Source organism: Vallitalea sediminicola (assembly GCF_054408565.1).
In genome coordinates, this window is sequence record NZ_BTPT01000064.1 from 50,934 (window position 1) to 62,331 (window position 11,398).

Below are 11,398 nucleotides of genomic sequence, written 5' to 3' on the forward strand. Positions count from 1 at the left end.
AATTCACTCCTTAATCCGTCTATTTTAAGTGAATATTTATTGTTCACTTTTCCAAGGTAAAATAATCCCGTTAGACTTTAGTTCTTCTCTAAAATCACCAGCTATATCAACATTTTCAGGTGCTATTAAAAATATGTTATTTGTAACTCTTTGTAAATCACCGTTTAGTGTATAACAAGATCCACTAATAAAATCCATTATCCTCTGAGCTATATTTCTATCAATCTTGTCCAAATTAATTATAACTGGTTTTTTTGATTTAATATGATCACATATGTCTTGAGCTTCATCATATGTTTCTGGTTGAATAACAACCACTTCCATTTGAACATTAGTTTGAAAATTAACAATATTTGTAGCATTACTTTTCTTCTTTGAATAACCTTTAATATGTTTAAGATCAGAAACATTTGATGTAGTGTCTAGTTCTTCTTTTTCATCTTCATAATCATAGTCTTCATCATAATCATCATAATCATTTAATTTCATCATATCCATCATCTTATCAATAAATTTTGCCATTCTATATCACCTCTTATTATAATCTCTTTTGCCAAATATGCCTGTCCCTACTCTAACCATAGTTGAACCTTCTTCAATGGCAACCATATAATCATTTGTCATCCCCATTGACAAGATATCCATATTAACATTATCAATGTTTTTCCTTTTTATGTCAACAGCTAATTGCTTAATTTCTCTAAAAATATGTCTATTATCTTCACTATCAATTACATAAGGAGCTATTGTCATCAAGCCTTTTATTCTTACGTTTGATAATTTGCTAACGGCTACTATGAAATCAGTTACTTCCTGTGTCATTAAACCGAATTTAGTGTCTTCATGTGCAACATTTAGCTGAATAAGTATATTTAATGTTTTATTAATTTTTATAGCTTCTGCATTAATCTTTTCAGCTAATTTCAAAGAATCTACAGAATGAATTAAACTCACTTTATCAACTATATATTTAACTTTATTAGTTTGCAGATGACCAATCATATGCCAATTCACTGTGTTACCTAATGCATCGTATTTTTGCCTTATTTCCTGTACTTTATTTTCTCCCATATTGATTAAATTATTTTTTAGTGCCTCTTCAACACATTCTAAAGGCTTTGTTTTTGATACAGCTATTAATGTTATCTCTTCTTTTTGCCTACCTACTTTATTTGCAGCTTTTTCAATATTATCAAGAACAATCTTAATATTATCTTTTATATTTTCCATGTAACCGTCTTCCTTTCATCTATTGCTATACAAAATAATATTATTGACTAATACAATTTTACTATATTAGTAATTTATAAATCAATATAAAATTTCATCCTCTTTTGCAGTACTAGCATCAGCTATAACCCTGTCATATATTCTAATTCCATAAGGTGTGTTGGTTTCAACTATTATATAGCTATCTGCAGCATAGATTTCATCAATCAATTTAAAATTCGTATACCCTTTATTTATGATATATACTCCTTTTAGAGATTTTTTATCAGTAATAGTATAATTATTGTCTGTAGAATCAACTAAGATATCATTTAACTGAAGACCTTCTTCGCTCACAGGTATATAATAATTATCATCCTCAATATGATTAAAACCTATTTTAACAAATTCAACACTTTCTCCACCAACAAAACTTTCACCATATGTTTTCTTTAATACCCCTTCATTATTACCTTTTTTAGCAATACATGACTTTGGAATTTTCACAAAATCTTTTTCAGTTACTGCAGTCTTTGGAATTTTTATTCCATCATATTGTTCATATACTATTTGAAATTTGATTTTCCTACTTTTAATAAGATCAAAATATCTGTCTATCTCCAATATAAGATATTCCTTTTTGTTATTATCAATTATATTGAATACCTTAGTTTTAATCGTTACATCTTTCTCTATAATATTAATAAATATATTATCTTTCCCTTGAATGAAATCAGTTAAATCATCTTTCATCTCACATACAATATACCACTTATCATTATCTACTAATTTAAATAAAGGTGACTCTTGTTCAACGCTCTCCTGTTTGTACGTGCATATTTCTCCTTCATTCTTAAATTCAAATAACGCCTTAGCATCAAGATTATCAATGTTAAAGTCTTCGTAACCATCAATCTTATATGAAATAACGCCACTTTTTATTGCTTTTATTACACTAACATTATTATTGATCTGTGATTCTAACAATTCTTTGCTACGCACTGTATCTAGATCTATCTGATCATGAATATAGAGCGATTGAGTAATATTAGATACTGTATCATTAAGATTAGCTTTAAACTCATAAACATTACCAAAAGCATCATTATCATAATTCATGGTGTATGTATATAAATTTTTCTTAATGTCTTCATGTAAATTACAATTATTTGCATAAGCTAATTTGTCATTTATGTAATTAAGATCTTTTTTAATTTCAGCTGTATAATTTCCATTAGAATCTATCATACATACGATACTATCTATATTTATCTTATTACCCTCTGGTACATAATAACTAGCTATCCCATTTGAAGTACTTTTGATAACCGTTTCATTTCTAAGTATTATTCCATCAAATAATTCATCGCTATAGATACTACCTTTTTCCGCAGAGACATAATTAACATCATTACTAATTAAAAATGAAATGATATTATATATTAAGTAGAAAAATATTAGGAGATAAAAAAATGTACCAATCCCTAATCCCTTATTTTTAGGTGCTTTTCTCTTTGGTCGCCTCGATCTATTTTTTTGTACTTGTTTTCTTCTGTTTTGCTCCAATTTAACACCTCTTATCAAAATGAATGAAGTCATTAAAGTAAATAATTATCTATCTCTTAATAATACACCAATTTTTCACTTTAATGCAAGTCCTATTCATATAATCAGATTTACTTATTTACTAAATTTTTTACTTAATGCTATTCCATTTTGATAAGTACATAATCTACCTTGATAAGTATTATTTTCTATCATTTTATTTTCTATTTCATCTTTTATCTTCCACCAACTTGTATTCCAATTACAGAATACAGTATCTTCTTGTGGTGCTCTACTTGCTAATCGCTGAATCGCAATATCAGGATCAGTGTATTCTAAGAATGCAACAACCTTTCCAACATAATCTTCTTTTGAATTAATTGTTATTTTATTTTCATTATATAGTCTTTCTAGTTCTGTGTTCTTAGCTATATACAATGAATGAAGCTTAATCTGATTAACTCCAAGTACTGTTAATATCTTAGCACCTTCTACTACATCTCTATCATCATCCCATGGTAAATTCAAAATCATATGCGTGCATATATCAAAATCGTATTTCTTAATTCTTAATACTGCATCAATAAATTCTGCTAATGAGTGACCTCTATTTATTTTGTCAAGCGTATAATAGTTAACACTCTGTAAACCCAATTCTATTGTTATATTAACATGATATTTGCGCTTAATATTTTGAAGTAATTCTAAATATTTATCATTAATGCAATCCGGTCTAGTAGAAATAGCTATTTCTACTATTCTATCTGCTATAGCCTCTGTTACAGCATTTTCAAAATCTACTAAGGGCATATATGTGTTAGTAAAGTTCTGAAAATATGCAATGAATTTTTTTGCTTTATATCTCTTTTCTATATATGACATATTCTTTTTAATCTGATTGCCAACTGTCATTGTATTAGATAAACTCTCAAATCCAGTGCCTACTTCACTACAAAATATGCAGCCATTATATCCAATACATCCATCCCTATTAGGACAAGTTAAATCCATGTTAATCGGTAATTTATATACTTTTTCACCATATTTATTCTTCAGATAATCAGAATATCTATAGTATAATCGTTTTTCTGTATCTATCATTTCTAGTTTTCCTCCAAATCCATAAATCACTTATATTATATTTGATTATGGATATTATTTCAACAGTTATAAAGGAGCTCTTTATTATAATTCAAATAATATAAGTGAATTCCTTTTATATAAGCTATATTTTATATAATAATCTTTGCAATCTTAGAGTACAATCAATTTTTCTATTTAATGATTTACGCCATGATTCTGATAATGGAAACTGCATATTATCTTTTGAAGTCTGCCCCATATCCCACAAACCATCTTCTTGAATATTATTTAATAACCATCTTTTGAAACTTGTCAATTTTATTTTAGCAAATGTATAGTTACTTAATAATTCATACGCATTAATATATCTACTGGCTTGTCTAGAGTCAAAGTTGTCTGGTAGGCTATTAAGAGGCTTATCGTAAATATAATATATACCTTGTTTATTGTTCATCATATAATCAATAAATTTTAATTCTATTTCTTTAGGCAGTAATCCTGGCAATAGTGAAACAATATAGAAATTTGTAAAATTCAACATATATTTATCTTTAGAAACCTTATGAATATCATAATAAGCTTCTTTATAGTCACTAAGATCATATGTGCCTGATGAAAATGCTCTAATAATGACATCAGCCCAATCTTTAGCAATTTCTAATGCAAGCACATTTTTAGAATCTAAAGTTCTTAACCATGTAGCTACAATTAGATGTGTGAATAATCTCCAATTGTGTTTCTTTTCTACTCTATCTCTTAATTCCAATTCTCCAAGTAAATGTTTTTCCATATATTCTACCGCTTTTTTCATTGGTTCATCAGTAGAATCCAGACCAAGTATAACTAATCTTCTTAAGGCCTGTTCTGTAGTCATTTTCGCATTAATGCTTTGACTCATACTATGAAAAGGTCCCCAAGAACCATCACTCAATTGGTGCTTACCGATATTATTGACCCATTTACTTTTCATGACTGATTGTTTTAAAGAAATTAATTCTATATTTTTTTTTTTTTGTTTTGCTATATCTCGTAAAAAAAGATATTTTGGTATTACATCCAACTCCATTTTCCATAAATCGACTTGTTTTATCATAATAAATCCTTCTCCTAATATAAATTGATATTACTTAGATTATATCATTTTTATCAAGTATTTTACATAACATTTTAATTAATTATTATATAATTGAATAAATATATATATTTCTATTATCTTCATTATAATTAATTATTAAAATACTATTGATTAATAAATAAGTATATATTGATTAATTTAACTGAGTGTTATATAATTAAATAAAATAATATTTATAATTAGGAGTGTTTATAATGATAGTTAATTCTACAGATATCAAAACTAATTTTGGCAAATATCTTGACTTAGTACAAAAAGAAGACATAGTGATTACAAGAAATAAAAAACCCGTTGCAAAACTTATTAAATATTCCAAGTATAGAGATATAATAAAAGATAGTAGCGGAGACTATGTATATGATAACTCTGAAGTAACATATGATGAATTTATTGAAGTTTATAAAAATACTGATGGGAGATTTGAATATCTTGATGGAATTGTATATCAATTGATTCCGCCTAGTCATACCCACCAACATATTATTTCCTGTATAATCGGAGAATTTCACACTTATTTCAAAGATAAAAAATGCAAACCTTATGTAGGACCTTATGATATATATTTTAATAATTCTACTACAAAAGATATTGTTCAACCAGATATATTTGTTATGTGTGATCATGAAAATATACGAGGTGAAAGATATTTTGGAATACCTAATTTGATTGTTGAGGTGACCTCTCCATCTACAAGAAATAATGATTTAGTCAAAAAGCTTAATCTTTATCTTCAATCCGGTATAAAAGAGTATTTAATCTTTGACACTAAAAATGAAAATGTGATTCAATGGAATTTCAATAATAAGCAAGTCCAAAAATGTAATACAATCGATAAAACCGATGTATATAAGTCAAACATATTTGATGGGCTAGAAATTAATCTCTCTCAAATCTTCTAAGGTAACTTTTCAATGAAAGTAAAATAGGGGCTATTATAAGCCCCTTTAAAAATATTACTATATTATTTTGTTTCTGTATTTATGATTTTACACTACCCAAAACCAGTCCTGTAGTATAATATTTTTGTAAAAATGGATATATAATCAATATTGGTATGGTAGATATAATTATCTGTGCAGCATTATTGGTTCTTCTACTGGCATTACCTAATTCTTGTAATTGATCAACAGACATAAATCTTGTGTCTGGCATAGTCAATACTTGTTGCAGATAAGTTTGAAGTGGTATCCTTTCTATCTTATTGATATACATTAAACCATCAAACCATGAATTCCAATGAAATACGAATATGAACAATACTAATGTAGCAAGTGCAGGTTTTGCAAGAGGCAAGTATATTTTAGTAAGTATAGACATATGACCTGCACCGTCAATCAACGCTGCTTCTTCTAATTCTTTTGGCAATTCTCTAAAAAAATTCATCAATATCAATATATTAAAAACTGATACTGCACTGGGAAGTATTAATGCCCAAATCTTATTCATTATTCCAGTTGACTTAACAATTATATAAGTCGGTATCAAACCTCCATTAAACAACATTGTGATAATAAAAAACCAAACATATATCTTTCTTGCCGAGAATTTATTTTTTTCTTTTGATAATGGATAAGCTACTAAAATTGTACACAACAAACTAAATGGTACCCCTATAAGCACACGTTTTACAGAAATTATCAATGCTTTATAAAAACTGGTTTTGCCCAATATTGATTCATATGCCTTAAATGAAAACTGAACAGGAAGTAACCCTACAAGACCACTTTCTGCCGCTTGAGTCGAACTAAAAGACAATGATACGATATGTATAATTGGAAGTATAGTAATAAAAGTGATAAGTATCAAAATTATTGTATTTATAGTTACAAATACTTTACGAGAAGTAGAATTTCCCATCAATATATCATGTTTAGTATTTTTCTTCACAGCATTACCCCCTTTAAAATATTCTGTAATCACTGTATTTGTTTGCAATCCAGTAAGAAATTGTCAACATCACAAATGATACTACTGATTTAAATAATCCTACCGCAGTTGCTAAAGAGAATTGTCCATTATTTATTCCCATTCTGTATGTATAAGTATCAACGATATCACCACTAGAATAAACCGAAGGACCATATAAAACGAATATTTGATCAAAACCAGCATTCATAATATTTCCTAATCCCAATATGGCAATTAACACAACAATGCTTGAAATACCAGGAAGAGTTATATGTATAGTCTGCTTTAATCGCCCTGCTCCATCAATTGCTGCAGCTTCATACAATGTTGGGTTTATTGATGTTAACGCTGCAAGTAATATTATTGTATTAAAACCAATATCCTTCCAAAGATCAGTTAGTACAAGCATATAAGGAAATGTTTTTGGATTACCAAAGAAATATTTAGCTTCTATCCCAAAGCATCCAATTATTTGATTTACAATACCTGTACGAGGTGAAAATATCTCTAATAACATTCCGCCTAATATTACCCATGATAAAAAATAAGGTAAAAATGTTATTGTTTGAACAGATTTCTTGAACCAGCTTTTTTTGACTTCATTAAGTAAAAGAGCAAATATCAAAGGAAATATTATCTTAGCAATTATTTTCATTGAGGCAATAAAAAAAGTGTTCCAAACTATTGATGGAAAATCTGGCATCTTGAATATATATTTAAACATATCAAGTCCTATCCATTTACCATTGATAAGTGAGTAAAAGAAACCTTTAGTAGATGGTACATAATCTTGGAATGCTATTAATATACCTAGCATAGGACCATAACAATATATAATTACTAGTATCACTGGAATAAATATCATCAGGTGTAATGGCAATTGTCTTTTGAATTTACTTTGAGAATAATTTGATTTACGAGAGGATTTATCTGCATTAATTTTTTGTCCTATCAAATGTACTACCTCCTATATAATAATTACCTTATAATAAATATGCAGAGAATTTGATTTCTCTCTGCATATTTATAAGACTAACTTCAATGGTTTATTTTAATGCTTCTTGTACCTCTTGAGTAATTTCATTGCCACCTAATTCATTCCATTCATCAACCATTTTATCCCACTCAGTGACAGGTGCATTATTTGTTATTATCTTAGTCATAGTTTCTTCTGCCAATTTTTTATATATTGGTAAATATGCTAACATTGAATCTGTAGGTAAGGCCCACCATATATTTTTCTTAAGCATATCTTGTTTATTAAGACCAAATGTTAAATACCAAGCATGACCTTCTTCAGGATAATATGCATTCCAGAATCTCCATAACTCTGGATCTTTTGTATCAATATATTCCATAACTTTATCATAATTGTCAATCATGGCTTTATCTATATTAGTCTTATCTTTTTTCTCCAACGCTTCAAATAAAGTCTCGTTTGAAGTTCTTTCATACACAGGGTCACATATATTAATGACTATTGGTCCAGCTACAGTAGTATCTCTATAATCAGGATCAAACATTGGACTTTCAGGATCTGTCATAGCAGTAACAATGTTCAACATTTTAATGACTGCTTCAGGATGTTTGCATTTTTTTGAAATAGCATATCCTGTATTTACTGGTTGAAATGCAAATATTGAAGCATCAGATCCATCTTTTGTAGGCATATTCATAGCATACCATTCTGCATTAGAATCATTAAGTATAGTCTTGTTGATTGCCCACATTGGTAGTCCTCTAACTCCGAATACCATACCAGCTTTGCCACCATTTAAATCTTCCATAACCTTTACCCCATCCATAGTTGGAAAATCTCTTGCAATGGCTCCTTCTATATATAGATCTTGAAGTAACTGTAATCCCTCTTTAACTTCAGGTCTTGTTCCATCCCAAACGGCGTTTCCATCATCATCTTTGGAATAAAACAACATACCGTCGTACCAAGTACAAGGTTGAACACCATAACCTCCAAAGAAACCATACAATCCACCCCAATCAACTATTAGATTGGTTTGCCCCATTATTGTTAATCCATATGTATCATCCTTATTGTTTTTATCAGGATCATTTTTAGTGAACTCCAACGCAACTTTCTTGAAGTCATCTATTGTTTTAGGTATTTCTAAACCTAGATTATCAAGCCAATCTTTTCTTATGAACAATGGAAAGCAATTATTAATAAGTTCAGTCACATTAGTTGGTATAATACATACTTTACCATCAATGGTTACACTTTCTAATGCATCTGCTCCAGCTCCTGTTGTTAACCATTCTTTATTTGTTGGTGATAGATATTCAAACACTTGACTCACATCATATACCATATCACCACGAACTAGTGTAGACATAGGTTGCGCTGATATACCTGGTAGAATATCAGGTATATCTCCTGAAGCTATGGATGTGTTAAGTCTATTATCATATTGACTAGCATCAGCTGACCAAGCAACTTCAACATTAATACCATACTCCTTAAACTTTTTGTCCCACATTGAATCTTCAAAAGGAACTTGGTTGGTTCCAGCAGTTCTGATAGCTACTGTAACAGTAACAGGTTCATCATACTTACCCAAAGGATCGATTTCTTCTGCCACTTGTTTGTTTTCAGAATCCTTTTTAACAGTTTCTTTACCTTCTTCTTTTTTACATCCAGCAAATAAAGTAACCATCATGCAAGTAATAAGAACTAGTGAGATCATTTTAGAAAAAAATTTTCTACCCATTTTAAAACCCTCCTAATTTTTATAATTCTATTTTTCTTTACAATAAAATTATAGCAAGTTATACATCAAATACACAACGAGCATATGTTTACATTAGTTACCGTTTCTTTACTTACCAAGGATAATATCACTATCCTCTATAATCTGTAGGTGTTCTCCCAGTGTGTTTTCTAAAAACTCTAGTAAAGGATGGAGCTGATTCATATCCCACTGCTATAGCAATATCTTGTATCTTATCACCTGTTTTTAATAACATGTCTTTAGCGTTTAACATTCTCATCTCCAATATATAATCATATAGATTAATATGTGTATGACTTTTAAATAATCTTGATAAATAAGAAGGATTAAGATTTACCTGCTCAGCAAGAACAATAAGAGAAAGGTCTTTATTCAAATTTTCTAATATGTATTTTTGGACAATGGCTATTGCATTATCTGACCAAATATATTCATTTTTGAAATGTTCGTCAAAAATTAATTGAGATAGATTTTTTAAGTACTCACTTGCTTCTTGCCAAGAGCTATGTTCATCTATATGTGTTAACTTATTAAGATTGATAAGGTGAACCAAGTTGCCTTGCATATTCCATTCATTGATATATTTTAATAGAACACACGATATTCTATAATAAATTTCTAGTGCATTGCTATTATTCAAATCATCTATATACATTAATGCATCGGTCATTTTAACTAATAGTAAAAAGAAATTATCTTGTTGTCCTAGCTCAAGGTAACCTTCAAGTTCGTTGATACGATTAAGCTGTTTGCAGCAGCTTATATTATTTTTATTATTATTACAATCAATTGCTTCTTCTTTATTACACTCTGTTAAAGTAATTATGCTTTCATTAATATTTTTTGATCTATAACCTAACCTTCTTTTTATATTGCTATAACATTTTGGTATATCCTGGAAATTTATCTGTGATGTTTCGTAAACAAAAGTAATGGTAATATTAAGATTTTTTCTTATGGAACCTTGAATATATTCTAGTAATCCATTTAATTTAGCCTGTTGATTTTGTAAAGGCAAATCATCATTCTTCTGCTGAAGTAACCATATTGAATATTTTTGTTCAGATATGTAATGTATGCTATTATAATATTTACTAAAATACTTATCGCTTATTGTTTTCAAAGAATAAATATTTTTATCCAATTGGGATAAGCTGATATCTTGTGATGTATCATCAAATATTCCACCAACCATAATTAATGTTTTATCAACCTCAATAGATATTTCTAGCTGATTCAACCTTTTTTGAACCTCGCTGTACGAATCGTATAATCCATATAATAGATTTTGAATATACTTATTTTGCAATAGTGGAAAAGCCTCTTTTATTTGTTTTTGTACCTTTTTCATCTCATCAATTTCTTTATAATTATGTTCTATTTCTTCTATGACTTCTTTTACTGTTGATATAATTTTTGATGTTGGTTCTAATTTAGTAAGATATCTCACATCTCTATTTTGAATTGATTCATACACATAATCAAATTCTAATACACCACTTAAAAAAATGACTTTACATTTTGGCCATCGCTTTTTAATTTCTTCGTACATTTGTAATCCATTAATTCTAGGCATTTTTATGTCTGATATAATAATATCGATCCTTGTCTTGTTCAAACATTCTAATGCCTCCGTTGCATTATAGGAAGTATAAACTTCTAATGGTAAATTTGATTTCACTTCAAGAATCCTACGAAAATATTCTGCTACATCTATCTCGTCATCAACAATAAGTAATCTATACATTAGTTTCCTTGTATACTAAATATA

General features: G+C 28.6%; 10 protein-coding genes. 1 reads left to right on the top strand and 9 read right to left on the bottom strand.

Features of this window, described 5'->3' with window-relative positions:
- Positions 1-36: 36 nt before the first annotated feature.
- The 5 genes from ACX6CF_RS21460 to ACX6CF_RS21480 all read right to left on the bottom strand — a co-directional run bounded on the left by ACX6CF_RS21460 (position 37) and on the right by ACX6CF_RS21480 (position 4,930).
- Positions 37-522: a cell division protein SepF gene (locus ACX6CF_RS21460; protein WP_458787418.1), complete on the bottom strand. Its 486-nt coding sequence runs from the start codon at positions 520-522 to the stop codon at positions 37-39.
- Between the two features lie 6 nt (positions 523-528).
- Entirely contained in the window at positions 529-1,230 is a 702-nt protein-coding gene (locus tag ACX6CF_RS21465) for a YggS family pyridoxal phosphate-dependent enzyme (RefSeq protein WP_458787419.1), read from the bottom strand.
- Positions 1,231-1,311: 81 nt separating this feature from the next.
- The gene (locus tag ACX6CF_RS21470; protein WP_458787420.1) at positions 1,312-2,775 is read right to left on the bottom strand and encodes an HlyD family efflux transporter periplasmic adaptor subunit; all 1,464 of its coding nucleotides are present in this window, start codon (positions 2,773-2,775) and stop codon (positions 1,312-1,314) included.
- Between the two features lie 114 nt (positions 2,776-2,889).
- A complete protein-coding gene (locus tag ACX6CF_RS21475) occupies positions 2,890-3,855 on the bottom strand; it encodes a TIGR01212 family radical SAM protein (RefSeq protein ID WP_458787421.1) in 966 nt (321 codons plus the stop codon).
- A 124-nt stretch (positions 3,856-3,979) separates the two neighbouring features.
- Positions 3,980-4,930 (bottom strand): hypothetical protein, encoded by a 951-nt coding sequence (locus ACX6CF_RS21480; RefSeq protein WP_458787422.1) that lies wholly within the window; start codon positions 4,928-4,930, stop codon positions 3,980-3,982.
- 236 nt (positions 4,931-5,166) lie between these two features.
- On the opposite strand from ACX6CF_RS21480, the gene ACX6CF_RS21485 reads away from it, so the two are divergent.
- The gene (locus ACX6CF_RS21485) at positions 5,167-5,871 is read left to right on the top strand and encodes a type II toxin-antitoxin system prevent-host-death family antitoxin (RefSeq protein WP_458787423.1); all 705 of its coding nucleotides are present in this window, start codon (positions 5,167-5,169) and stop codon (positions 5,869-5,871) included.
- A 79-nt stretch (positions 5,872-5,950) separates the two neighbouring features.
- On the opposite strand, the gene ACX6CF_RS21490 is transcribed toward ACX6CF_RS21485, so the two are convergent.
- From ACX6CF_RS21490 to ACX6CF_RS21505, 4 genes are all read right to left on the bottom strand, one after another.
- On the bottom strand, positions 5,951-6,859 hold the full coding sequence (locus tag ACX6CF_RS21490) for a carbohydrate ABC transporter permease (protein ID WP_458787424.1): 909 nt from the start codon (positions 6,857-6,859) through the stop codon (positions 5,951-5,953).
- 13 nt (positions 6,860-6,872) lie between these two features.
- Positions 6,873-7,835, bottom strand: a complete 963-nt coding sequence (locus ACX6CF_RS21495; RefSeq protein WP_458787425.1) for an ABC transporter permease — start codon at positions 7,833-7,835, stop codon at positions 6,873-6,875.
- A gap of 91 nt (positions 7,836-7,926) precedes the next feature.
- Positions 7,927-9,606 (bottom strand): extracellular solute-binding protein, encoded by a 1,680-nt coding sequence (locus tag ACX6CF_RS21500; protein ID WP_458787426.1) that lies wholly within the window; start codon positions 9,604-9,606, stop codon positions 7,927-7,929.
- A 130-nt stretch (positions 9,607-9,736) separates the two neighbouring features.
- Positions 9,737-11,374 (bottom strand): response regulator transcription factor, encoded by a 1,638-nt coding sequence (locus ACX6CF_RS21505; RefSeq protein ID WP_458787427.1) that lies wholly within the window; start codon positions 11,372-11,374, stop codon positions 9,737-9,739.
- Between the last annotated feature and the right edge of the window lie 24 nt (positions 11,375-11,398).

Coding starts and splice junctions, on each gene's coding strand:
- ACX6CF_RS21505 (WP_458787427.1), bottom strand. CDS start 11,374: ATGTATAGATTACTTATTGTTGATGACGAGATAGATGTAGCAGAATAT.
- ACX6CF_RS21465 (WP_458787419.1), bottom strand. CDS start 1,230: ATGGAAAATATAAAAGATAATATTAAGATTGTTCTTGATAATATTGAA.
- ACX6CF_RS21485 (WP_458787423.1), top strand. CDS start 5,167: ATGATAGTTAATTCTACAGATATCAAAACTAATTTTGGCAAATATCTT.
- ACX6CF_RS21460 (WP_458787418.1), bottom strand. CDS start 522: ATGGCAAAATTTATTGATAAGATGATGGATATGATGAAATTAAATGAT.
- ACX6CF_RS21475 (WP_458787421.1), bottom strand. CDS start 3,855: ATGATAGATACAGAAAAACGATTATACTATAGATATTCTGATTATCTG.
- ACX6CF_RS21500 (WP_458787426.1), bottom strand. CDS start 9,606: ATGGGTAGAAAATTTTTTTCTAAAATGATCTCACTAGTTCTTATTACT.
- ACX6CF_RS21480 (WP_458787422.1), bottom strand. CDS start 4,930: ATGATAAAACAAGTCGATTTATGGAAAATGGAGTTGGATGTAATACCA.